This is a genomic window from Dactylosporangium darangshiense, from assembly GCF_039537565.1.
Classification (GTDB): Bacteria; Actinomycetota; Actinomycetes; order Mycobacteriales; family Micromonosporaceae; genus Dactylosporangium; species Dactylosporangium darangshiense.
Genome location: NZ_BAABAT010000040.1, coordinates 64,447 through 90,877, shown reverse-complemented (window position 1 = coordinate 90,877; position 26,431 = coordinate 64,447). Strand labels below are relative to the sequence as shown.

Genomic DNA, 26,431 nt, shown 5'->3' with positions numbered 1-26,431 from the left:
CGCCGTCGCGGTCACTCTCTTCCCGCCCACTATCGCAATCGCCGCGCACGGAACCGCGCCTCGTGACGCCCGACATCGACGCCGTACCGGCTATCGTCCTCACGCCGCCGCCCAGGTCGCCGTCGTAGAGAGCCTTTGTCGCGGCCGCGTACGCGCGACCGCTTCCGCTCGTAGGTCGGTGCCTAGATGCCGGCCGACTCGCTCCGTGATGTCGTAGGAGGAAGTCATGTTGCCGGCGAAACTCACCACTTCGGTGATGCGCGAACTGGTACGCCACCGAATCGCGACATCCCGCGAGATCGTCGCGACGCTACTCGAGCGCATCGACGCCCGACAAGACCTGCACGCGTTCATCGCTGTCGTCAACGATATACCCGACGGTGCCGGGTTCAGGGGGCCGCTGGCCGGCCTCCCGTTGGCGGTCAAGGACAATATTGACACCGTCGACCTACCGACGTCGGGTGGTACGCCGGCGCTGCGTGGCTGCCGACCGGCTGCCGACGCCCCGACAGTGGCGGCGGCGCGGCGGGCCGGCGCGCTCGTTTTGGGCAAGACCAACCTCGACGAGCTCGCGTTCGGCACGACCAGCCACAACACCGGCTTTGGCGTGGTCGCCAATCCACGGGCGCCGGGTCGGTCGGCCGGTGGCTCGAGCGGCGGCAGCGCGGCCGCGGTCGCCGCCGGTCTGGCTCCGGTGGCACTGGCCACCGACACCGCCGGCTCCGCGCGCATTCCGGCGGCATACTGCGGCGTGGTCGGCTTCCGGCCCACAACTGGCAGGTGGGGCAATGACGGGACAATCCCGCTGTCCACGACCCGGGACACCGTGGGCGTGATCGCCAACACCGTCGCCGACGTGTCGCTCATCGACACCGTCGTCACCGGGCAGCCACCATTGCCAGCCACCGATCTGAAGGGGCTTCGCCTCGGCGTACCGCGCGACGGTTTCTATGCTGACCTGCACCCCCTGGTCGCCGCGCACACCGAGGCGGCCCTCGTCCGCCTCGCCGACGCCGGCGCAGCCCTGGTTGAGGTGAGCGTCGCCGGCGCGCACGAGTTGGACGTACAGTGCGGCCTGCCCATGGTGCTCCACGAGGTTCACAGGGCTCTGCCGGGCTATCTGGCCGCGCTGCCAGCACCGTTCAGCATGCTGACCTTGGCCGATGTCGTCGACCAGGTCAGCACACCGGACGTCAAGGCCATCCTGGACGCCGTCCTCGCGTGGCCGATTACCGAGGCCACCTACCGGAGATGCCTGCAGGCGCGGGATCGGCTCCGCACCGCATACTTGCGGGCATTTGGCGACAGCGGCATCGCCGCACTGGTCTACCCTACGGTGCCGTTACTGGCCCCGCCGATCAGCGACACGACAACCACCAGCCACAATGGACGCGACGTCGACGTGTTCCTCACCTCGATTCAGAATACTGATCCCGGTTCGGTCGCCGGGATGCCATCGATCACCGTGCCCAATGGCGCCACGGAGGCGGGTGTGCCAGTTGGCCTGTCGTTGGAAGCCACTCCGCGCGGCGACCGGCGGCTGCTGGCCATCGCTGTCGCGGTCGAGGACGTGCTCGCGTGATCTCTGTAGTTCGCGTCCCGCAATGCATTCTCCGCGTTGCCGCTGGCCATCCCGAGCGTCGCCCGCCACGGGCCGACGCGGAAGCCAGACGGCACGCGCACCGTCCTCCCGCCTCGGTCATCCATCCTTGTTCCGGAGACCCTAGAGGTTTACATCACCGCTACAACGACCGGTGCGAAACCCAGGGCCAACAGACCGACGACGGAGAGTCGACCAATCGCCGCTCACGTGCCTCATCTGCAGGCTGACGATCGGTTCGGGTGTGATGTTCACCTGCCGAGTGTCCGATGTGGATCGCTGACGGCCTGGTGCCCTGCGGGAGATCGCTCTCGCCGCTGACTATGCCGGCCGCAATCTCAACCCGGTCGAGTGCTCCTGGTGGAGGCAGCATGACGCAACGACCACCGCAGCCGCCCAGCCGCAACTGGAGCACGATGTACGCCGCCGTGCGCGACACCGGCGAGGAGGGCGGCGCTCAAGTTCATCCCGACCGGCACGCTCACCTCGCGCCAGCTGTCCCACCTCGCGGACATCGGCCGTGAACTGGCTGTGCACCGTCGACTCAGCCGTCCGAACCTCATCAGCGTCCTGGACAATTTGATCGTCGACGATCCAGCGGAGCGAGACCTCGACGGCGCGAACGTGATCGCGGCGGAGCTCGCGGAGAGCTCCGCCGCCGCGGCGCTCGTCGCGACCGGCGGCGGGCTGCCGGAGGACTGCCGAGGTGTGCGCCGGCCTCGCCTGCATGCAAGAGGCCGGCTGGGTGCACGGCGACCTCACAGCAATCAACGGATGGTTCTGCGCCGACTTACCAACACGCCTGGAGCAGCAGGGAGGCCGGCGTGCTTACGCGACGCCCCAGGCTCCGTCACGGATCGGTTCTGTGCTGCGGCAGCCGCACTCCTCGAAAGATGCTTGCGGTCAAGGGTTCGCCATCGGGCGGTGCCACGGCTGTATCGCGGGTCCCTCCTCACGGTGGCATCGGACCAGGGTGCCGAGGTGTCGCCATCCGTCCGGCTCGCGGACGGCGGGCAGGCAGCACTGCGGACCGCGGCACTGCAAGTTCAGAGCCGAAAAGTATGCGGCCGACCGGTCACGAAGCAGCACCGATGATGCGCGTCGTGATGCCGCCGGCATCACGACGCCGGAGTCGGCCCGGTTGAGCCACGGGTCAGCTACGGTGCTGTGCGACGCGTCGGCGCCCCTGTCGGCGGGCCTGCGGCTGATGGAACTCATGGACACTCCTGCAGTTGCAGCGTGGCAGCGGCGTCGAACGACGCCGGGGTGGCTCGTCGCCGAGTGGGCGGTGGCAGCGGGCAGTCGGTGCCGGAGAACGGCGCAGAATGATTCGCCGGCAGCACGGCGCGGCGTCACCTCCCAGTCCTCTATGTATTGCGCAGACTCCCGGAATGGTTGACACGAAACAACCGGCAACAAACCGTGCGATTTCGAGTACGCAACACACCGGCATCGTCGACGACTGCTCGGAGGCCGGGATGACGAGATCGCGAAAGACGATCAGGATCAACGCCTACGCCAGCATGGCGGTGCTGCTCGTGGCCCTCTCGGTACCGCTGTACGCGTAGACGGGGCCCCGGTGGGATGCCCTTCTTCTACTGGTTCCAGTTCGCCTGGATCTTCCTCGGTGCAGCACTTATGGCGGTCAGCTATCGGCTGCTGCGCCGCACCGACGCCACTGACCGGCCGTCGGAGAACTCATCCGGGCAGACGCCCGGCATGCGGCTGACCAACGGACCCTGCAAACGAAGCCCTCACCAAGTTCGATCTCACCGGCAACGGCCCGGTCTTCGCCGGCGCCCTGTTCCGTTCACCTTCACCACGATCACCTGCGGGGCGCTGTGCAGCTTCCACCGCTCCAACGGTGTTGTCGGTGAACATCTGTCCGATGTAGAGGCTTCCTGCGTCGCGCTCGCTGACGCCGGCGTTACGTGGATGCGGTTGTCGGCCACCGCCTGCTGGATGCGGGGACACCGGGTAGCTCGGCTGGTGTCCTTCTGGTCGACGCATTCTCGGGTCCGACACGAACGCCTCCCACAGACTGACACGGACGCAGTTCAATAGCTGTTGCGATGCGAGCAACGCCGGCCGGCACGGCCGAGGAAGGTTCGCACATGGCGAAAACTCATCAGGTCGTGTAAACCTTTAGGCAGGCTGGGCAACGGCAGGCTTGCGTGTCCAATGTGGAGTATCTCGCGGCTTACTGTCCATCGTGATGTCGGGCGTCGTGTACCGCCTGGCCACCTCCGCCGCCTAAACATCTACCCCATGGCTTAGGCGCCACTCGTAGTTGCGCCGCCCGTGTGAGCTGATGGGCGCCCGGGGGGCGAAGAGTCCGCGCGTTTCTTGCTTGCCTCAGTTGCGAACGAGACTACCGATGAACTGTGAGGAACCGCGCGTGCTGACGAGATCGTGCTGAACCACGAGGCACAAACACCATCAGACCTTGGCGCAAGGACAACGCATGCGGCTGGCACGACGCCGGGAACGCCGGGACCGTGGAGGATCCCACGGCCTGGATCGACGTGCGGCCGCTAAGCCTCAGGACGGGACCACCTCAGCACCGCGCGTCGCCATGCTCGCCTGGACAGTGGGTGCTGCCCTCAGCCCGGCCTTGCGGCAGGCGGCCAGCAAGTAACGATCTGCGGTGCCGATGGTGGGGGGTCGGCACCGCCTTCCCAATCGTTGTGGCTGCCAGGCGGGAACGGCGCTCCGTCGAGCAGCCCTGCGAACCGTGGCCCCTGGGCCCAGTCTTCGGAAAGGACTCGCATTCGCATGAATCACTACAGGATGAGTTCCAACGGCTCGGGAGAAGTATCGCGACGAACCCTGATGGTTGGGGCCGTCGGGGCGTTCGCGACGCTGACGATTCCACTGTCGGCAGGGGCGGCGCAGGCCGCCCCGACTACCGGCGTGGACCCGGTCACTGTCTCCTCCCCGTGTGGGCGGGTGCGGGTGACAGTACAGGTGGAGTCCGGGGTCGCGACGTATACCGTTGCCGTGGATGGCGCCGAGGTCGTTCCGCCCAGCCGGCTCGGACTCACTCTTGACGACGCGGACTTCACGTCGGGCCTGATTCTGACCGACCGCGGTCGTCCGAGGACGGTGCCGGTCGACTACGAGCTGCTGCAGGGCAAGGTCTCCCGGGTCCGCAAGACGATGACCGAACGTGTCGTCTCGCTGCGCAACGCCCAAGGCTTCGCTATGGACATCGTGCTGCGCGCCGACCGCGAGGGCGTCGCCTTCCGATACCGCTTCCCTGACCGGGGTGACGGCGCAACGCACACCGTGGTCGGCGAGGCCACCGGCCTGACGCTGAACATCCCGGCCGACGGCGGCGAGCAGTTCACCCTGCCCTATACCGTCCAGAAGCCGAAGTACCAGGAGTGGTACGTCCCTCGCGAGGACCACACCGTCCCCGTGCTGGGTAAGCCCACCATCTCGCCCCGCGGCGCGTCCTTCCCGCTGCTGGCCCGCACCGCGGCGCACGACGGCAAGGAGTGGTGGGTCCTGGCGAGCGAGTCCGGCATGGACGGTACGTACCCCGCCTGCCACCTCACGCAGCCGGTGGTCGATCCGGCCGCCGGACGGGTCACGTACACCATCGCGTTCCCGTTCGACGACGAGGCGCTGGGCACCCTCGGCCCCGGCACCCCCCAGGTCGGCGGCGCATGGCAGACGTCGTGGCGGTTCGTCGCGGTCGCACGGACCGCCGCACAGGTCGCCGAGACGACTCTCGCCACCGACCTCGGCGTGCCCTGCGCACTGGACGACACCTCGTGGATCCGCCCCGGGGCCGCAACGTTCAGCTGGATGATGGACCACAACAGCCCCAAGAGCCTGGAGCAGACCATCCGCTGGTTCGATCTGGGTCAACAGATGGGCTGGCCGTACGCGCTCGTCGACGCCCGGTGGGATCAGATGACCGACGCGGCCGGCACCCCAGTCCCCCTCGAGCGCATCGTCGCCGAGGCCGACCAGCGCGCTCTCAAACTCTTCCTGTGGTTCAACTCCGGCGGCACGAACAACACCGGCTCCGGCACCCCGCGCAATCTTCTCGTCGACGCGGCCACCCGCCGCGCCACCTTCCAGCGGCTACGCGATCTCGGCGTCGCGGGCGTCAAGGTCGACATGTGGGAGGCCGACAAGCAGCAACTCATCGCCTGGCAGCGGGAGGTGATCGAGGACGCCGCCCGCTACCGGCTGCACGTCGTGCTGCACAACACCACGATCCCGCGCGGCTGGGACCGCACCTACCCGCACCTGCTCGGCGTCGAGGCGGGCATCGCCAGCGAGCACTACTCCAACACCAAGCCGCTGGCCGACCAGATCCCCGAGCAGACCACCATCGCGGCCATCACCCGCAACGTCGTCGGCGCCTTCGACTACGGCACCACCCTGCTGTCCCCGTACGCCCTCCCACAGAGCCCGCGCCGCACCACCGACGCACACGAGTTGGCCCTCACCGTTGTCTACCAATCCGGCTTCAACGGCTTCGCCGACACCCCCGAGGCCTACCTCACCCAGTCACCCGAGGTACGCCACCTCCTCAGCACCGTACCGGTCGCCTGGGACGAAACCCGATTCCTGGCCGCAGACCCCGCCAGCCACGTCATCGTCGCCCGCCGCAAGGGCCGCACCTGGTACATCGCCGGCGTCAACGGCAAAACCGTCACCATCGCCCCTGGCCTCGACCCCTCGGCCCCCAACTACACACCACCCACCGGCCACGCCCAGCAACTGACCGTCGACCTTCGCGACCTGGGCATCCAGCCCCGGTCCACCCTCCGACTGTTCGCCGATACCTCCGCCACAGATCCAACCCTGCGATTGACGAACCCGCGCGGCCGCTCGCTCACAGTCGATACCGCCCCCTTCGGCGGATTCATCGCGGTCGTCCAGTAGTGCTTTGTTAGGTCCTGCATGTCGTGGGGTCGCTGGGGCGGTGCGGGTAGTTTCTTGCCTCAGTGACCCCTGATGAGCTTTCCGTTGTGCGGCAACGCCTTGAGGCGTTCACGGCGGATGTGTTCGCGCCCTTGGCCCGGTCGGATCAGCGGGCCACAGGCGTGACGTATCTGCGGGGGTTGTTGCTGGACGGGCGGCGCAAGTCAATGCGGCCCATGGCGGCGCGGCTCGGGGTGGATCATCAGGGGTTGCAGCAGTTCGTGACCACCTCGACCTGGGACACCGCGGCGGTGCGGATGCGGTTGGCTCGCCGAGCTGTGGATCTGGTGGAGCCGGTGGCGTGGGTGGTCGACGACACCGGCTTCCCGAACGACGGCGTCGGTTCGCCGGGTGTGACCCGGCAGTACTCCGGCACCGTCGGTAAGGTCGGCAACTGCCAGATCGGGGTGGGCGTCCACACGGTCACCGACGCTGCGTCGTGTCCGCTGGGCTGACGGTAGTTCCTGCCGGAGTCGTGGACGAGTCGAAAGCGGCACGGCGGCGCTGCGGGCGGCCACAGCCCGGCAGCGCAAGGTTGCCCTCGAGGAGGCAGAACAGGCGCTGCACGCACCGCCGGGCTTACGGTTCGAACGGCGAATCGGGGATCTGTGGCTCGTCGTGATGGGAATGGCGGGCAGCGCGCGGGTCGTCGCGGTGATCTGCGAGCAGTTGCACCGGACCGCCAAATATCGAACCTTAAGTGTGAAGGCGCTCGTCGGCGCGGAGCTGGATGAGTGGGGGAGGCGGGTTCTGTGAGTGGTCCTGACTTCGAGCGGATGTCCAAGGACGAGGTCGTCGCGTGGTTCAACGCCTCGGAAGATGTCTCACCGCTTGCTGTCGACTTCCGGGTGCTGACGTCTGCATCAACGAGGCTCGAAGACTCATCAACCGCCGGACACCACGTTCGGCTCTGTGCTGGCAATGTCATCACCCAGCGGTCCCGACGCTACTGGCGCGCCTACCGACATAAGGTGTGGTCGACCCATGCGGCGTGTTGCGTCGCGTGCCCGCGGCGAACAAACGGTACAAATCGCCACCGCAGTGATACTGGTCTCGCCTTTCTGCCTCGTCCGGCTGGGGCAGCGCGGTCGTCATTCGAGGGAGAGCGATGCCATACCTGTGTCGAGTGAGTATCTCTGGTCCTGAGCCCGACGCGGATGGTGTCTCCCAGATGTTGGATGCCGTATCAGATGCCATCCAGGCCGGTTGGGAAGCTCCACGAATTCTCTCCGCCGATGACGAGGACGCCGACGCACCTGACGATGATGATTCCCCGGACGACGCCATTCTCGATTACCGCATTCTTGGCCGCCCGGGAGGCGCAATCATCCTCGTGGTGCTGGACGGCGCCGGTTTGATGCAGACATCGCTGGCAGCAACCGGACTGGCGCAGCATCTGACAACGTGGAGCCCAGGCTTACTGCAGTACGCGCCCGACGAGGTCAAGATCTCAAAGATCGACAAACCTTACGACGACGAGAATTGGCTGCCGCCGCTCGACGATGATGCCACGAAGCGCCCGAGCTGGCACTTGGCGGAATTGCTCGAAGACCAACTCCAGGAGATCGCGGCGCAATATCTCATTGCCCACGCCATCCGATCGTTGTGGAACCCGGGCGCTCCGCCTCACCAGCAGCGAGCGTGGGATGTTGTCGCCGGCGCGGTGGAGCCGCCCTGGGGCGGCCAACTGTCACACGCACTCGGCGTACTGCTTGTCCGCGCGGCACGCTTCGAGCACCAGTCGGGGTCCCAGACCAAACTTGTCGTCCAGGGCGAGGGTTCACCGGACCTTGCGGCAGATCTCCTTCGCCGGGCTCGGCTATCGGCCTCCGAGCCGGAAACCGGTTGGACCGACGACGAGATGCTCGGGCACGTCCTGATAGAGCGGTTCATGGAGGAACATCAGCTCCTCTGGAACCGGGTCGTGGACGATGAGCCGCCAGAAGCGACCGAGGAGCGCAGCGACCGACAACTCAGAGCACTGCTCTGGGCTGGCCTGCGGGCGCTGGCGACGATGGCTGCACCGCTTGCGCACCTGACCGGGCCCTGGCAGGTGCTGGACACATTCGGCGACGACACGATCATCTCGATTCTGGCCCAGGCAGAGGAGGAGCAAAACGAAGAGGACGCCGAAGAAGACGCAGCAGAGTTGGAGTCCGCTGCCGCAGCACATGTCCTGGTGTGGCTGACGATCCGACACCCGGGGCTACTCGACACCCCGGCCGGCAACGCCCTCGTACAACGGGCCGCCCAAAACAACTCCTCCTTCCACCACGTCATCCACGACGCGCTCCTGATGGCCGGATCCGGACCGCTGACCGCCGCCCTGGCCGAGCAACCAGCACCCGCTCGGCTGCGCCTGGGTATCAACGCCTTCGTCGCCGCGCTGGCAACAACAGAACACGCCGACACGGACGAGGCAGCAGACGCCTACGACGACATGAACCTTGCGCTCGAGCGCATCCTGGCGCGCGGTACGGGCCTCGCCAAACGCATCCGGTACCTCCTCGCCGTCACCGGTCTGACGGCAAGACTTACCGAAACCGACGCGAACCCCCGTCGCACCATCGAGGGCCATGTCTCGACGCCGCAGATGCTCACCCACTACATGCTGCTGGATCCCGCAATGCACGCAACGCTGATCCTGCATCAAGACATCAACGAAAATGCAGTCCTCCGGACACACATCCTCTCCCTGGCCGCGCAGGTGGCGCCCATCGCCGCAGGCGACCTGGCCGCCGAACTCCCTGAACTCGAGGGCGATGACCCCCGTCTTGAGCCGGCCGCCCGGACGCGAGCACTGGGCTGGATCGAGAGCGCTCTGCAGGTGGCTCACGAGCGAGGCCAGCGACTCTCCGAAGAAGACAACCCGGACCGTAGCGCGGACGCCCAGACACTGGTCACGGCGATGACGGCCGGTGCGGAATTGCCCGACGGTTGGCCTATCCAGCGTTTCGTCTCGGCTGCTGCGGAAGCAGCCGCGTCGATCCTGCACGCGACAGGAGCAGCAAATCTCGCGCAGGACGTCTTCACGGACAGCTGACATGGGCGCAGATGAAGGCTGCGTGACCGACGACTGATCCGGCATGAACCGAACCCGCCGACCGCACGCACCTCGTCGTCGTCGTCGAGGCTCCCCGAAGGCGCCTTCTGGCCAGCTACGCCGTCCTGCGGCGCGGGCACAGACTCCTTTACTCGGCCGGTTTACACTTTGGGCGACCTGGGAGAACGTTGCCGAGCACGTCGCTGGGGCCTCCGGCTACCCCCCCCCTGGGGGTCAAGGGGTCGTGGGTTCAAATCCCGCTGTCCCGACAGTGCAAAAGGCCAGCTCAGCTGGCCTTTTTTGTTGATGTCAGCGAATGCCTGACGATCTTCGCGACACATAATTCTACCCGTACAAACGTACGGTTTACGCGTTGGCTGCCGCCGCGGCGATCGTCGTATCGAGGGCCAGATCCGGCGTCCCCCTCTCCACACGGCGTTGACCTGGGCTAACGCCGCCGGAATCTCTTCTCTACCGCGGCTAGCCCCGCAGTGCTCGCACGCCTCCCTTGTGGATGATCACGACACGCGGGTGACACGTACGGCCGTACTGCGATCTTTCACCGACCGTGCCCCTCGACAGTCGCCCAACCGGTCCGTCACACCTGCGGGTAACCGCGCTGTCCTGAGTTGAGACCCAGTCGGGAGTTCTCCTCACATCTTCAGGAGGTCACCGTGACGGCAACCGACATGATCGTCCAGGACTCCAAAACCGGCCTGTTCGGATTCCGCATCGAACTCGGCCGCGACCGGACCGGCGCCCGCATGCAGGCCCGCCGGACCGGCTTCCCCACCGAGAAAGCTGCCCTCACCGAATATCGGCGCCTCGCCCGCCAGCGCGACATCAACCTCGCCAGGCCACGCCAGAGCGACACCGTCCACACCATCTGCGAGCAGTGGCTACATTCCCGCGCCCAGGAACTGCAGCCCAACACCCTCTACAACTACTCATGGCTCCTCGGCCTGATCGACCCGCACCTCGGCACCGTCCGAGCCAACCGGCTCAGTGCGCGACTGGCCGAACGCGCCTACCGCGACCTCGAGGCAGCCGGCTACTCCCGCACTACCTTGCGCACCCTTGACCTCATCCTCACCAAAGCCATCGGCGAACAAATCGGTCGAACCCTCGGCACCCACAAACCGCGCCACACCGATCACGTGCGCCCGGTCTGGACCCTCGCCGAAGCCCGTCGCTTCCACGATCACGTCCAACACGACCACCGCTACCCGCTCTGGCGACTTCTGCTCACCACCGGACTGCGCCGTGGCGAACTCTGCGCCTTGAAATGGACCGACCTCGAACCCGACCTCGCCGCTTTGCACATCACCCGCCAACGCGTCGTGGAAGACCCGACCAGCTGCGTCGCCGAGAAGCCCCCCAAGTCCCACAACGGCACCCGCACCATCGTCCTCGACCCAGCAACCCTCACTTGCCTCACCACGACAGCGACCCGCTCCGCGTACATGTTCATCGGGCGGACCGGGCAACCGCTCCGGCCGGACAACATCACCAGCCGCTTCAACCAACTCGCCACCGCCGCCGGCTGCCGCCCCATCGGACCACACCAAATCCGCCACCTCATCGCATCCACCATGCTCGACACCGGCTACGGCATCCACGAAACCGCCGAACGACTCGGCCACGACCCTGCCACCCTCATGCGGTACTACACCCGCATCAACGCCAACCGTCGCCACCAAGCCACCCAACACCTCGCACACCTCCTCACCGAACCACCACCAACCGCAACGACGTCGCGCGTCCGCCTTGACTGACGTCGGCGCGGTGCCGCGTCGGGCTGACTACGGTCGGGCCGCCGCGGCAAGTGGTGCCGGTCTGCCACTTCAGGCAAGGTCTCTGCCCAAAGCCGGTCGTCGTCTACCGGCCGAGGTTGTCGTAGGCACCCGGCGATCCCGCGCCGCTGCACCGCGAGCCCGAGCGCGAGAGTGTCCGTCCGGCACGCCCCGATGGGCCCGGCGACGACAGCACCATCACCCCGCACCGCCGCGCCTTGGCGGGCGGCAGCGGCGACACAGCGACGGCCACGACCGGCACGGACGTGGCGAACCAAGCCCTGCCGATCTCTTTTGCCTGACGCTGGGCGCGGCGCATCAAATGCGCGGCCGCCGTCGGCGCCTTGGTGCGGTTCCCGGAGCGCGTGGGCCGCACGGCGCGGTCCGATGCCCGAACGTCTGATCAGCGCGGACCGAACGCGCACAAACCCGCGCGGCACGAGGCACCGCCGCGGGATTGCCGCTAACTTGTCGCGACATGGGGCAACATGGCGGGGCGTGGGACGGTGCGAGCATGGCGCGCCGGTCTACCGCGACACCCGCCGCGCCGCGGCCGTTGCTGCACGCGGTCGGGCCGCAGGCGGTGTGGGTGCCGCCCGGACAGGTCCTCGACGTCGCAGGCTACCGAATCCCGGACGGGATGTTCTACACCGGCCGTGGGCTGCGCGACGCGCGCGGCGGGACCGAGCCGGCGCTGATCGACCCCAGTCTTCCCATCGACCCGACGCGGCCCGACTGGGACGGAGGCAATCTGCCGTACTGGCCGTCCTACGCCCAGATCCTGCCGGGCGCGCGGGCGGCGTACCTTGCGTGGCTGGCTGACGGGCGCCGGTACCCGCGGGCCCCGATCGGGTATGTCTTCCTCTACTTCTACGGCCTCGAGCGCCGGGTCCTGAGCGACCTCAAGCACGACGGGACCGTCCGCTACGAGCTCGCCACGATCGCGACCGAGGTGCGACGGCTGCTCGGCATCTACGGCGAGAGCCGGTCGTTCCGCTCGTACGCCACCGACTTCCTCGCCGTACTCGACCTCGTCGGCGACGGCAGCGGCGCCATCTCCGTCCCCGACGATCCGCCGGCGACAACCGGGGACCGCTGGTCGCCGCCGATCACACTGCGCCTTGGCCTCGGCGTGTACGCCCGTGACGGTGAACCCGTCCCGGCGCAGTGGGCCCACGCGTGGGCCTGGTTCCATCCGTCGATCTACGCCCGCACGCCGCAGGAGCGCTGCCCCGACGAGTTCCGGGAGCTATTCACGATCCGCTATGTCGAACGGTTCGGTGCCGGAATTACGCTCGGCGCCGACGGCCGGCAGCTGACCAGCGAGTACAGCCCAGCAAGCGCCGGCATCGGCCAAGTGACCGTGAAGTTGCAGGTTCCGGACGTCCTCGAGGAGCCCTCGGCTTCGGCTCGCCTCCGCGACCTCGTCGGCTCCGTCACCAACGACCTCGACGCATACAGCCGGTGGGTAGGGCGCAACCCAGATAAGCGCGGGTCGTTTGCCGAGGCCGCGCTGCTGCCGGCGGAGCTGCTGGCCAGCCGGATGGGTCAGGTCGCGCCGCTGCGCCACTGGTGTGAGGAGAACGTCGAGCGCGGCGTCATCGACGCCGCCGACCTGCTGCGATTCTGGGAGTCGGCCACGCCGGGCAAGGCGACGAAGGCGGAGTCCGTCGGACTTGTGCAGTTGCTCGGGCGGCTCGGGTTCGGTGTCGAGCCGGACGTTCGCATGGGCGGCCCACCGCTCGCCGAGGGTCCGGCCGTGCTGTTCCGGTGCGGCCCGGACGCGCCGGCGTCCGCGCGGCCGCCGTACTTGGCGGTGACGCTGCTGCTGCATCTGGCCGTCGCGGTGAGTCAGGCAGACGGGGAGGTCAGCGGTGCCGAGCACGAGCACCTCGTCGGCCATGTCCGGCAGGCGTTCCAGCTGACCGCCGCCGAGACTAACCGGCTCGCGGCGCACATCCGCTGGCTGACGGCGACCGGAGTCAAGTTGACCGGGCTGAAGCGGCGGCTGGCCGGGTTGGACGCGGCGACCAAGCGTGACATCGCCGAGTTAGCGGTCTCCGTTGCCGCCGTCGACGGGGTTGTCTCCCCCGCCGAGGTCACCACCCTCACGAAGATCTACAAGCTGCTGGACCTCGACGGAGGCGACGTCTTCGCCCGCCTCCACGATGCGGTGAGCGGGCCGGTCGTCGTCCGTGAGCGCCTGCCGGTCGACGACGAGCATCTGCTGCCACCGCGACCGGCCAGCCCGGCCGCACGGACCGGGTTCGCGCTCGACGACGCCACGATCGCCGCCAAACTGGCCGACACGGCGAGCGTCTCCGCGCTGCTCGCGACCATCTTTGTCGAGGACGATCCGCAGGACGGGGCACCGGATAAACCCGCCGCCCCGCCGGCCGCGCCGCAGCCAGCGGTGGCGCCGGTCGACGGGCTCGATGCAGCGCACAGTCGCCTGGTCCGACTGCTGGCGGCGAAGCCGTCGTGGAGCCGCCCCGAGTTCGACCGGCTTGCCGCCGAGTGCGGACTGCTGCCGGCGGGCGCGCTCGACGTGCTCAACGAGGCCGCGCTCGACCGGGTCGGCGACACCGTGGTCGATGGCGACGAAACGCTCGACGTGAACACCGAGATCCTCGAAGGGCTGCTGGCATGACGATCAACGCCGCCGGGCACGGCTCGCGGATTCGTCCCAAGGACCGCGACGCTGTTCTCCAGTCGCTGCGGGCCGGTGTCGTACCGCGAACCGGCCAGCACCACATCCAGGTCGGCCGCGCCGCCGAGGTTCAGGCACTCGTCGCCGACATCGACCGGATCGCCGACGGCGGTGCCGGAAGCCGGTTCGTCATCGGCGATTACGGCTCCGGCAAGACCTTCTTCCTCCAACTCATCCGCTCGATCGCACTGGAGAAGCGGCTCGTCACCGTCCACGCCGACCTGTCGCCCGACCGCCGGCTGCACGCCACCGGCGGGCAGGCCCGGGCCTTGTACGCCGAGCTCATGCGCAACATGGCGACCCGCGCGAAGCCGGACGGCGGCGCCCTCGCCAACGTCGTCGAGCGGTTCGTGTCGCAGGTGCTGACGAACGCCCGCGAGGCCGGCGAGAGCCCGCACGTCGTCATCCGGCGCCGCCTGACCGAACTCTCCGAACTCACCGGCGGCTACGATTTCGCCGAGGTCGTCGCGAAGTACTGGGAGGGTCACGACCAGGAGAACGACCAGCTCAAGGCGGACGCCGTGCGATGGCTGCGGGGGGAGTTCACAACCCGCTCCGACGCCCGCAACGCGCTCGGAGTCCGCACGATCGTCGACGACTCCACGTTCTACGACCACCTCAAGCTGCTAGCCCGGTTCGTGTGCATGGCCGGTTTCGACGGACTGCTCGTCTGCCTCGACGAGATGGTGAACCTGTACAAGCTGCACAACTCGCAGGCCCGCAACGCCAACTACGAGCAGATCCTGCGGATCGTCAACGACAGCCTTCAGGGAACCGCCGCGCACCTGGGGTTCGTGTTTGGCGGTACCCCAGACTTCCTCATGGACACCAGGCGCGGCCTGTACTCGTACTCGGCACTGCAGACGCGGCTGGTCGAGAACGCGTTCGCGGGCGACGGCCGAGTCGACCACTCTGGACCGGTGATCCGCCTGGCGAACCTGTCACCGGAGGACTTCTACGTCCTGCTGATGAAGCTGCGGCACATCTGGGCCAGCGGCGACGAGACGGCGTATCTCGTGCCCGACGCCGCGATCGAGGCGTTCATGGCGCACTGTGCCGGCCGAATCGGCGACGCGTACTTCCGCACGCCACGCACGACGATCCGCAGCTTCCTCGACCTGCTCGCCGTCCTCGACCAGCACCGCGACCTCGACTGGCGAACCCTCGTCGACGCGGCCGAGATCGAGCAGGACCGCGACCCGGACCTCGCGGCGTTGCCCGGGGCAGAGCCGACGGCCGACGACGACCTTGCGTCGTTCCGGCTGTAGCCGTGACCGGTCCGGCGTCGCAGCGGCTCTCGACGCAGTTCGGGCGGCTGCACCCCGCCGTGCAGCGGTGGGTGTACGACCAGGGCTGGCGTGGGCTGCGGGACGTGCAGGAGCGGGCGGTGACGCCGATCCTCGCCGGCGACCGGGACGTCATCCTGGCCGCGGCGACGGCCAGCGGCAAGACGGAGGCCGCGTGGCTGCCGATCGCCTCGGCGCTACTCGCCGACCCTGACCGGGCCGGCATCGCGGCCGTCTACATCGGACCGTTGAAGGCGTTGATCAACGACCAGCACGACCGGCTGACGGCCTTGTTCGGCGACCACCACATCGCCGTGCACCGCTGGCACGGGGATGTTCCGCAGTCGCAGAAACAGCGAGTCCTGCGGGCGCCATCCGGGGTATTGCTGATCACACCGGAGTCACTGGAGGCGCTGTTCGTCCTGCACGGCGGGCGGATCGCCACCCTGTTCGCCGGGCTGCAACATGTCGTCGTCGACGAACTGCACTCGTTCGTCGGTACCGAGCGCGGCGCTCAGCTCCAGTCGCTGCTGCATCGCCTCGAGCTCGTCGTGCGCCGGGCCGTGCCCAGGATCGGGCTGTCCGCCACGCTCGGTGATTTCAATGCCGCCGCCGACTTCCTGCGGCCCGGCCGCGGCGCGGACGTCGCCATCGTCGAGGGCGCCGACGACGGCGGTGAGATCCGGCTCCAGCTGCGCGGATACGTGGCCCGACGACCGGACGAGGGTGAGGACCCTCCGCACGAGACGGCGATCGCGCAGCACCTGTTCGAGACGCTGCGAGGTAGTGACAACCTGGTCTTCGCCAACAGCCGGGCGGCGGTCGAGCACTACACCGACCGGCTCACCCGCATGTCCGAGCTTCTGCGGGTGCCGAACGAGTTCCGCCCGCACCACGGCAACCTGGCCAAGGACATCCGGGAGCACGTCGAGGCGCAGCTCAAGGACCGCTCGACGCCGGTGACGGCGGTGTGCACCTCGACGCTGGAAATGGGCATCGACATCGGCTCGGTCGATTCGATCGCGCAGATCGGGCCGCCGCACCACGTGGCGGCGCTGCGCCAACGCCTCGGCCGCTCGGGCCGGCGCGGCGACCAGCCCGCGGTGCTGCGGATGTATGTCGCCGAGCACGCCCTGGACGGGCAGTCCTCGCCCATCGACGCATTGCGGGTGGCGTTGTTCCAGACCGCCGCCGTCGTCGACCTGCTCCTCGCCCGCTGGTACGAGCCGCCGGACCGGGACAACCCGCACCTGTCGACGCTTATCCAGCAGGTTCTGTCCGTCGTCGCGCAGCGCGGCGGCGCGCGTCCAGCGGAGCTGTTCGAGGCGCTGTGCGGACACGGGCCGTTCGCACGGGTCGACCGGGCGACGTTCGCCGCGCTACTGCGCGCAATGGGCGCGGCCGACCTGCTCGTTCAGGACCGCGGTGGGCTGCTGCTAGCCGGCGGCGCGGGCGACCGGCTGATCAACCACTACACGTTCTACGCCGCGTTCCGCACCGTCGAGGAGTACCGCCTGATCGCCGGCGGCCGGACCCTCGGCACGCTTCCGGTCGACCACCCGATCGCACCCGGGATGCTGCTGATCTTCGGCGGGCGGCGCTGGGAGGTCACCGCTGTTGACGGGCGGCAGAAGGTCATCGACCTGCGCCCCTCCGCCGGTGGACGAGTGCCGCCGTTCGCCGGTGGCGGCGGCGCGGTCGCGGACGCGGTACGGCGGCGGATGCTGGAGCTGTACAGGACCGGGACCCCGCCGCGCTACCTCGACGCGGCCGCCCGCGCGCTGTTCGACGAGGGCCGCGACGCGTACCGGCGGTTCCTGCTCGACGAGCAGCCGATCATCGGCATGGGCCGCGACACGCTGCTGTTTCCTTGGCGCGGCGACAAAGTCATGGGCACGCTGGCGCTGGCTTTGACCAGCCGCGGGCTCAACGTCGGGCTGGAAGGACCGGCCCTGTCCGTCCGCGGCACGGACCCCGCCGAACTGCGGGCCCACCTCGCCGCCTTGGCAGCAGCGAACCCGCCGCCGGCGATCGACCTAGCGGCGATCGCCGACGACCGCATCGTCGACAAGTACGACGAGTACCTCAGCGACGACCTCGCAATCCTGGCCCATGCGGCCCGAGCCGTCGACGTGCCGGCGGCCTGGGACGCGATCCGCGAGCTTGCTACCGTCACGCCGACCGAGCCCGATCTCGTCCTGCCGGAACCCGGCCCGGCGGCCGGTGCAACCGCTGTGCTCGGCCGGACCCCGTTCGCGGTGGTCGACCTCGAGACCACCGGGTTCGCCGCCCAGCACCACGACCGCATCGTCGAGATCGCGATCGTCCGGCTCGACCCGGCCGGCGAGGTCGCGGACCGGTGGACGACGTTGGTCAACCCGGGCCGCGACGCCGGGCCGACCCACACGCACGGCCTGACTGACGAAGACCTGCGGTCCGCTCCGCACTTCGCGCAGATCGCCCAGTTCCTCGCCGATCGGCTCGACGGGCACGTCTTGGTAGCGCACAATGCCCGCTTCGACGTCGGGTTCCTCGAGGCTGAGTACCGCCGCCTCGGCCTCGACCCTCGCCCCCGTCCGGCAATCTGCACGATCGAGCTCGCGGACCGGCTGGGCGCCGGCACGTCGCGGCGGCTCGCCGACTGCTGCGCGGCCGCGAAGATTCCACTCGACGATGCTCACACCGCTCTCGGCGACGCAACCGCGACGGCCGCGCTGTTCCGGCACGCGCTGCGGCTCCTGGCGCCGGGCGACCTGGCCGAGCTCGGGTGCCGACCGACCACGTTCCCGGCACCGTGGCTCCGAGACCACCACGGCGCGCTCACCGCTCTTACGGCGCGGCCCGCGATACCGCGATCGAGACGGCCACATCCGGTCCACACGCCGCCCAGCGGCAGCGTCGCCGGGATCGCCGCCCGCGTCGGGGCCGCAGCCACAGGCGACCACCGCGGCGACGCGTACCTCGACGTACTCGACCGAGCCCTCCGCGACGGGGTACTGACCGGCGACGAACGCGTCCACCTGATCGAGATCGCCCGGTCCTGGGGGCTCGACGCCGCCGATGTCGAGCGGCTCAACGCGCGGTACCTCGCCGAACTCAGCGTCGCCGCCCCGACCGACCCGGCAATAACCGCCCAGCTGGCCCGACTGGCCGGCACGCTCGCCAGCCCGCAAGCCGGCGCCGCTGAACCGATCTGACGCACGCCGCCCTACGAACTCTCGGCAGCTAACTCCCTACGTTCGCTGGTGTCCGGGCGAATGAGCCAGTCTGCACGGATGCCCATCGCGGTTCGTTCTACCACGCCCAGTGGCCGACGTTGCGGGTGCCGGCAATGACGTCCACCCTGGTCACGGCCGGTTTGACCATGGCGACAAGATCTTGTCTCATCAACGCGCCGAGGCTGGTCGTATCGCTAACGACCACTGGAAGAGGATGGCTGGTTGTGCTGCTTCGACTGGCCTACCTCGGCGTAACCAACGCGCTGGCGATGCTGCGGCTGCTCGGGATGAGCGACCGGGCAAAGGACACCGAGATCCTCGCCCTGCGGCACCAGATCACCGTCCTCCAGCGGCGAATCCACGGCTAGAAGATCCGGTTCGCCCTTGCTGATCGGGCGTTGCTCGCCGCGCTGCTGCGCCGACTCCCCCGCGCCGTGCTACGCCAGATCCGGTTGCTGGTGCGCCCCGAGACCGTGCTGCGCTGGCATCGCGACCTGCTCGCCGCACGTCATGCTCGCATCTCTTGCCCGAAGCGTGTCGGCCGACCGCGCACGGTGCGGTCCATCCGGGTGCCGGTGCTACGCCTGGCGCGGGAGAACAGTTCGTGGGGATACCGGCATCCACGGTGAGCTACTCGTCCTCGGTGTCAAGGTCGCCGCATCCACGGTCTGGGAGATCCTTAACGACTCCGGCATCGACCCGGCACCCGAACGAACATCAGATGGCTGGGCGGTGTTCCTGCGCTCCCAAGCCGACGCCCTCCTCGCCGCCGACTTCTTCCAAACCATGACCCTGACCGGCTCCCGAACGTACGTCTGGGCGGTCATCGAGCACGCCACCCGCCGGGTACGCATACTCGGCGCCACCGCACACCCCACCGCCGCCTGGGTCGCCCAAGCCGTGCGCAACCCCGCCATGGACCTGCAGGACGCTGGCTACCGCGTCCGCTTCCTCATTCGCGACCGAGACGGCAAGTACCCGGCGCTGTTCGACACGATCCTCGCCGACACCGGCATCGCGGTCGTCCTCACCGGCGTGCAAGTGCCCAGGATGAACGCGGTCATGGAGCAGTGGATCCAGACCTGCCGCCGCGAACTGCTGGACCGGACCTCGATCTGGAACCAGCCACATCTGCTGCACGCGCTGCGCCAGTACGAGCCGGCATTACAAACGCTCATTGCCCGCACCGCGGCATCAACAACGTTCGACCCCTACACCCGCTACCCGCCCCGATCACCGATCCCAGCACGATCATGCACCTCAACATCCGCCGTCGCGATCGCCTCGGCGGACCTCCGTCCCTCGACAGACGCCTGAGCGGTCATTTGCTCACTTGAACAGGTCCGGATCGGCAGGCGCGCCTGGGGTGGCTCAAGCAGGATCAGTGCCGGTACCGTGTTGTGGGTCGCTGACACGCTCGGGTCGGGACCCCGGTACAGGGTTTTCTAGGGCCGTCCGCAGATCAATGACGAATGGATCAACGTATGGTCAATGGGGCCATCATTCTCATTCACGGCTTCTGGTCGTCGCCTGACACGTGGGCCAAGCTCATCGATCGGATCGAGGCCGACGATGAGCTGCGCAGTTTGCGGGTACATGCCTTCGGGTACGAGTCGCCGAAGCTGCGCATGCCCCTCACGCCGGCTCGGATTCCGGACTACAACGACATCGCGCAGACGCTAGCCACCCTGTACAGCGTACAGCTGCAGAGTGAACCGAGGGTTGCCATTGTCACGCACAGCCAGGGCGGACTCATTCTGCAGCGATTCCTGGCCTGGATGCTCAACGAGGGTCGCGGCCGCGAGCTCACCCGGCTCAAGATGGTCGTCATGCTTTCGTGTCCCAACGAAGGGTCGGAATACCTACGCTCGTTCCGGGCCGCTGCGAGGTTCCATCGCCACCCGCAGGCGCGGGAGCTAGGGGTACTCACCAAGGAGGCGGCCGAGTCGCGCCGCACCGTCCTTAGGCAGGTCGTCAACGCCAGGGGCGTGGACGAACGACAGTGCCCAATTCCGTTCCATGTGTATTCCGGCCGGACCGACAACGTGGTCACTCGGACCTCGGCGCAGAGTGCCTTTCCCAGTGTCGGGGCGCTCGCCGGCGACCACTTCTCGATCCTCGACCCTGACGCGCCCGGCAACCTGACGTTTTCAACACTGCGAAAACACCTTCTCGACGACCTTGGGTCTCCGCCGCCGGCCGCGGCGGACGGGACGGCGGAGGCGAGCCGGACCGGCTCGACCGGCCGCGCGATCGAGTTTCGCACGCTGATCGACCATCATGTCGAGGGCTTCATCGGACGGAAGTTCGTGTTTGACAGGATCGACGAGTTCCTGGGTCGGCACGACCGTGGCTACTTCGCCGTTGAGGGCGTACCCGGAATCGGCAAGACCGCCGTGATCGCCAATCTCGTACGGCACCGCAGCTACGTGCATCACTTCAACGTCGCCGCCATGGGCGTCAACAGCTTCGAGCAGTTTCTGGGGAACGTCTGCGCGCAACTCGTGGCTCGGTACGACATACGGACGACCGCGACGGTTTCCGACTTCCGCCGGGACGGCGCGGCACTCAGCGAACTGTTGCGGGAAGCAGGCACCAAGGCGGCCGCCGCGGGCGAACGCCTGGTGGTCGCGGTTGACGCGATCGACGAGGTCGGCGACCCGGGCGCCGGGCGGAACGTGCTGTTCCTCCCGCCGGACCTGCCGCAGTCGGTGTACTTCGTCTTGACGGTCCGGCCCGACGAGCTCGCCCTGAGGACCAGCGCGGCGTACTCGAAGTTCACGATCGACCCGCTCTCCGCCGACAACAGGCGCGATGCCAGGGCCTATCTCGGCGAGCGCATCAGCGGCACGCGACTCGGGCGCGACCTCGCCGCCCTGGGAGTACGGCTGGACGATTTGCTGGACGCTCTCGTCGAACGCAGCGAGGGCAACTTCATGTATCTGCACTACATTCTCCCGGCGATTGCGGAAGACCCCGCCTACTACAGCGACACTGAGCGACTCCCCCAAGGGCTTACGAAGTACTACGAAGATCACTGGCGACGCATGCGCTCCAGGGTACGGGAGACAGCGTGGGAACGATCCATGAAGATCATCTATGTGCTGTCCGAGTCCGAACAAGCGGTCCCGCTCGAGTGGATCGCCAAGTACGCCGGCGAGAGCCCCTTTGCGGTGCAGGAAGTGCTCGGACTGTGGCGACCGTTCCTCGACCTGTCAACGGTCGGGCGGGGCTCAACCTTTCGCATCTACCACGCCAGCTTCCGTGAGTTCCTGCGCCGGGACGACACGGTGCGCAGTGCAGGGATCACGCTTGGGCAGATCAACGAGCAGATCGCCAATCAGCAACTGCGGGCCATCGGAATCGACCTGGACTAGCGCATGAATGGTCCGAGCGTGCCGGAGAACGCAGTACCCGGCGAGGTGTCGATCGCCTTGCGGACACTGACCCGGCGGCTCATCGGTGCTCGTAACCCTGCCAAGCTGCGGAGCTTCGTTCGCTCCACCTTCTTCGAGATCAAACAAGCCTCTGGCGAGGGGGCGGACATGATGCTGGACATCCGCCAGCTGCTGCGCCAGATCGGCCAGGATCTGAGCGTCTCCGACGCCCCTGCGATTTGGACCCAATGGACCCGCTTCGGCGGGTTGTCGCGACCGGCTGCACATCACCCCGCGTCGGTCGGCGACCTGCGGGCGCTGCCACCAGAGACGATTCCGGACCGGACCCAGCGGCTGAGAGTGGATCTGGCCCTCGGCGTGCTCTACCCGGACAAATCTCTGGACCACCTCTCGCATGATGTCGACGGCATCCTGACTCAACACGATCTCGGCGGGGTGGTCGCATCCATCATCGCGGACGCTCGACGCGGTGTGATCAGGTCCGACAGGGCTGCTGGTCTACCGCCCGGTTTCGATCGCATCCTCGCATGGGTACTGGCCGCACGCGATATTCGGCTGACGCCGGTTCGCCGCGACGAGTGTTTGCAGGTCGCGTTGTCACTCGCCCAGCAGTCACCGTCAGACGACGACAAAGCCCGGTTGCTGCAATGGCTCGCGACGGTCCACGGAGGACTGGACGACCTCGCCCTGCTGAGGACCATGGACCTCTTGGAATCTGTCCAGTCGGACCTTCCCATGGCGAATGCCCTCGACACCTGTGTGCGGATGCTGACGTCGCCGCCCTACCGCGGCAGGCATCTCGACGAGATCGCGGCGCGGTTGACCCGAGCGGCGCGCAGTTGCGTCAGATCCGGCGCCCGATGCCGGGCGCTCTCCGCTGCCGCGGAGTCGACCGTCGCGATCGGACAGGCACCAACGGCCTTGACGCTACTTGGCGAGGCGGCACACACCCTGTCGCTGATGCCTGCCGGATTCGATCGAACCGCCGCCGTTGCCAGCTGGCTCCGCACTGTCGCAACGCTGGTGTCGGACACGCGCGACGCAGGCCCGGCGATGCGTCCGCTGATCGATCGACTCGTCACCGCTGATCCTCGTCCCGAGCTGATGATGGCGTTGGCCGGCGTGCAACTGGCTGAAGGGGACATAAATGTCGCCCGTGCCACAGTCGCAACCGCGGCCAGGTCAGCCATCGGCGCCGGCTCGACCCGGGTGCTTGTCCAGGCCATCGTGGAGCTCACCGGCATCCTCGCCAAGCCGACGTCGTCCGACCTTGACGAGACACTCGACGCTGCGTTCGGGGAGCTGATCAAGACGGTCGCCGACAGGCGCTGGCGGATCAATCTTTTCGCCCTCCGCTCAGTCGCGGCGCCGCGGTATCGGCTCAACCTCGTTCGCGAGATCACTGAAGTGGCAGACCCCGTAGATCGAGCGGAGACGATCCTGAAGCTCGCCGAAGCGCCGTACGCCGCTTCCGAGCAGGTCGTCGCGGCCGTGTTACCCGATGCCCTTGCTGACCTCGTGCGGCGTTCACAATGGCCGGCGGTTTCGATACTGGCCCGGACGGCCCTGCTCGCCGGGCGGTTCGACGTGCTCACCGCGGCGGTTGACGTCGTCGATGCACAGTCGGTCCGCGCGATTGCGTCGGCACTCGCACCTGTCGACGAAGCTAGTCTGATCCGCTGGGCCGATCCCGAACCCGCGCCGTCGTCAATGCCTCCGCAAACCTGGTTGCTGGGCCGGGGCGGTCGCGATCCCGAGAAGGTACCCATGGAGGCCGGATGGTTGTTCGGCCCGACACCAGGCGACGCCGCGCATGATCCGTCGGCGGTCGAAGGCCTCGCGCTGCTGCTGGACAACATTGGAGTGGCAGGCCTGGAACCGACCGCGTTGACCGCGGCCTGGCGCGACGCCGAGCCCCAGCTGTCGCCCGAAGGGACGATGCATTACTGGTCCGGCTGGACTCGCATCCACGTCGCCCTCGGCGACGAGGACCAGGCGATCCGCGCCTGCCATCGTCTCCTCGAGACCTTCCGACGGCATCCACGAACGGCGCTCGACGTGCAGTCCACCGCGCTCGCCGGCATGCCCGACTTCCTGATTCGGTACTGGCTCGACCAGGTCACCCACGAGCTGTTGAACGTCCGCGGCCGGGATCCGATCCGGGCAACGATGAACGTGGTCTGCAGTTGTCATCTTGCATGCCTGCTACCGCCGGGCGAGTTGGAGGAGACGGCGGTGCCGCCTCTGTTCCTCGGCACGGCCAATGCTCCGGGAGGCGCCTGCCAGACCCTGGCCTGGAGTTGGTTCGCGCTCGTCGGACAGCGCCACCAGCTGGAGCTGACCATGGACGGACAACAGGACACCGTCGTGAACCACGCCGTGCTGCACTGCGGCGTCACCGGCAGACAGCCTGGTACGGATGTGCCCGACCAGAGCCGGCTACTTGCAGAGGCCGCGATCAACTTCTTCCGCTGCGGCATCGCCGACAGCGCCACGTCGCTGCTGGCAAGCGCGATCGCGGCGGTCGCACCGCACTCGGATCGCAACAACACCGCGTTCTATCTAGCCGAAGCGTGGGCTGCGTGTCATCGACATCGGGCCAACGACGCGATGGATCTGCGACCGGGCCTGGAGCAGAAGCTCGATGCCGTCGACCTCGCGCAAGAAGCGCTGCTTCTCGCCGATGCCCGCGTGGGGCGTCGGCCATGGTCGTTGGTGGCACCGAGGCTCGGCCCGGTCGCGCTGGAACGGATCGTCCGCGGGTATCGCCGGGCCGGCCAACTGCCGATGCCCGACGAGCTCGCGGCCGTCCTGGAGGCCGCCCTGCCCTATCCCGCCATCGCCGATCACATATGCGCCACAGTGCTGGCATACGACAAGGATGCGGATCGGGCCGACATCTACCGTCGGCTGAAACCGCTGGGCGACCGAGCGAACTGGAGGAACGAGGTCAGTTGACGGGCAACGACGACGCTTTGGACCGAATGCTCGCGGTGTCGGTCCGCATGGGATGGGGCGCGGTGTACGTGGTGGCGCCGCACCTGATGCCCACCTTCATCGCAACGTTGGAAGGTGTGGCGCAACAGCGCACCGTCAGCGTGCTGCCGGTCGATGACCGGGATTGGCGCCAGGTACATCAGGCCGTCCTGCGAGGTGCGGAAAGCGGCGCGATCGTCGTTCTGACCGGACGGCACGAGTTTCCAGTCCGTCTCGCCGAAGTCGTCCGGATCTTCAACAAGGGCGATGGGCTGGTGCACACCGATGGAGGCACGCGCTCCGGCTACGGCTCGCCAGACTTTCTTCTGGTTTCGTTGATGACGCCGCAGGCTTGGCGGACCATCGATGCCGTTCTCCGAGATCGGCTGATGCAGAGCACAAGCACAGGCATCCTGTGCTACCTGGAATCAACCGACCGGCGAGAACACGTCGGTGTCCTGGAACTAGCACGATGGAACGCGGCCAAGGACCCGATTTGGGCGTTGAAGCGTGCGGCCTCACTCGACGAGCGGCACCGCCTCGTCGTGGACCTCTTCCCGCCTCACCAGAACGGGACGTTCGAGTCGCAGGACGAGGCGCTCAAGAAACTGATCGGCCGGCTCACCGAGGATCACGACCAGAATCTCCAGCAAGATCTTCTCGAGATCCTTGTGTCTCACCACGACTTCTACCTGGTCGGCTTGGCGCTACGCGACGGATGGCCGGCACGCGCTGAGACGCTCGATCGGTTGGCCACCGCAATGGCCCAGACGCCCTACATCGGAGGACAGCGGGCGCACTACTGGGAGCTGATGAGGGAGATGGCCGAGCGCGGGAACGTGCGGATCCGCGAGCTGATGGAAAGCCTCCTGTCCCGCGACGGACCCAGTGCCGAGAATGTGCTGCACGTGCTGTCGGAGATTCGCCCCTGGCCGACGATCGTCGACAGGACCATCGCCCTGGCCGGCGCTGACCAGGACGTGGGCGTGCAGGACCTCTGCCGAAAAATACTGCGCCAGGCATATCTGTCGGGCGTGCGACCGAGCAAACCTTCCGACGACGTCGAAAGCGCACCCACTCCGTACGGCATCCCCGACTCCGTGAGTGGCCTGCTGTTCGACGACTACCAGCACTACCTCGCCACCGGTGTGCGCATGCTCCGGGACGCCGGGGCACCGCAGCTCGAACGGGAGCTCACACAACTCGCCCGCTTCCAGGCCGTCATTCAGGATCTACCCGTCGGCAGCTACCCGAAATCGATCCGCACGTTCGTCCGAGCGGTCGGACATCTGCTCAATTGCGGTTCCTGGCAAGGGGCGGTCGATGCCAGCCACCTGACGTCGACGCGCAGCAGTTCGCCGCAGTACAAACTGATGTTGAGCGAGCTGGAACGGCTGGCAAGATAGGCGTTGCCGCCTCTGGCAAGCGCCGGCAGGCCCCATTGAACGAAGATGCGCCCCGAT

13 protein-coding genes and 1 pseudogene are annotated in these 26,431 nt (G+C 67.7%); all 14 read left to right on the top strand.

The window, feature by feature from the left end:
* Nucleotides 1-226: 226 nt before the first annotated feature.
* Nucleotides 227-1,582 carry an amidase family protein gene (locus ABD901_RS44515; protein ID WP_345137379.1) on the top strand — a complete coding sequence of 452 codons (1,356 nt, stop codon included), beginning with the start codon at nucleotides 227-229 and terminating at the stop codon, nucleotides 1,580-1,582.
* A 1,602-nt stretch (nucleotides 1,583-3,184) separates the two neighbouring features.
* Nucleotides 3,185-3,664 (top strand): DUF3311 domain-containing protein, encoded by a 480-nt coding sequence (locus ABD901_RS59245; RefSeq protein WP_380132012.1) that lies wholly within the window; start codon nucleotides 3,185-3,187, stop codon nucleotides 3,662-3,664.
* Between the two features lie 711 nt (nucleotides 3,665-4,375).
* On the top strand, nucleotides 4,376-6,505 hold the full coding sequence (locus ABD901_RS44510) for a glycoside hydrolase family 97 protein (protein WP_345137376.1): 2,130 nt from the start codon (nucleotides 4,376-4,378) through the stop codon (nucleotides 6,503-6,505).
* A 62-nt stretch (nucleotides 6,506-6,567) separates the two neighbouring features.
* A pseudogene (locus ABD901_RS44505) lies at nucleotides 6,568-6,993 on the top strand (transposase); the annotation flags it as partial.
* Between the two features lie 722 nt (nucleotides 6,994-7,715).
* On the top strand, nucleotides 7,716-9,587 hold the full coding sequence (locus tag ABD901_RS44500) for a hypothetical protein (protein WP_345137374.1): 1,872 nt from the start codon (nucleotides 7,716-7,718) through the stop codon (nucleotides 9,585-9,587).
* A gap of 689 nt (nucleotides 9,588-10,276) precedes the next feature.
* Nucleotides 10,277-11,362, top strand: coding sequence for a tyrosine-type recombinase/integrase (locus tag ABD901_RS44495; RefSeq protein ID WP_345137372.1), 1,086 nt, complete (start codon nucleotides 10,277-10,279; stop codon nucleotides 11,360-11,362).
* 532 nt (nucleotides 11,363-11,894) lie between these two features.
* Nucleotides 11,895-14,030, top strand: a complete 2,136-nt coding sequence (locus ABD901_RS44490; RefSeq protein ID WP_345137370.1) for a tellurite resistance TerB family protein — start codon at nucleotides 11,895-11,897, stop codon at nucleotides 14,028-14,030.
* The gene (locus ABD901_RS44485; RefSeq protein WP_345137367.1) at nucleotides 14,027-15,358 is read left to right on the top strand and encodes an ATP-binding protein; all 1,332 of its coding nucleotides are present in this window, start codon (nucleotides 14,027-14,029) and stop codon (nucleotides 15,356-15,358) included. Before ABD901_RS44490 ends, ABD901_RS44485 begins: the two co-directional genes overlap by 4 nt.
* A 2-nt stretch (nucleotides 15,359-15,360) precedes the next feature.
* Nucleotides 15,361-18,573 (top strand): DEAD/DEAH box helicase, encoded by a 3,213-nt coding sequence (locus ABD901_RS44480; protein ID WP_345137366.1) that lies wholly within the window; start codon nucleotides 15,361-15,363, stop codon nucleotides 18,571-18,573.
* A gap of 245 nt (nucleotides 18,574-18,818) precedes the next feature.
* Entirely contained in the window at nucleotides 18,819-18,962 is a 144-nt protein-coding gene (locus tag ABD901_RS44475; RefSeq protein ID WP_345137363.1) for a hypothetical protein, read from the top strand.
* Between the two features lie 364 nt (nucleotides 18,963-19,326).
* Entirely contained in the window at nucleotides 19,327-19,911 is a 585-nt protein-coding gene (locus tag ABD901_RS44470; RefSeq protein ID WP_345137360.1) for a hypothetical protein, read from the top strand.
* A gap of 155 nt (nucleotides 19,912-20,066) precedes the next feature.
* A complete protein-coding gene (locus tag ABD901_RS44465) occupies nucleotides 20,067-21,971 on the top strand; it encodes an alpha/beta fold hydrolase (RefSeq protein ID WP_345137358.1) in 1,905 nt (634 codons plus the stop codon).
* Between the two features lie 18 nt (nucleotides 21,972-21,989).
* Nucleotides 21,990-24,950, top strand: a complete 2,961-nt coding sequence (locus ABD901_RS44460) for a hypothetical protein (RefSeq protein ID WP_345137356.1) — start codon at nucleotides 21,990-21,992, stop codon at nucleotides 24,948-24,950.
* A complete protein-coding gene (locus ABD901_RS44455; RefSeq protein ID WP_345137353.1) occupies nucleotides 24,947-26,374 on the top strand; it encodes a hypothetical protein in 1,428 nt (475 codons plus the stop codon). Before ABD901_RS44460 ends, ABD901_RS44455 begins: the two co-directional genes overlap by 4 nt.
* The last annotated feature ends 57 nt before the right edge of the window (nucleotides 26,375-26,431 follow it).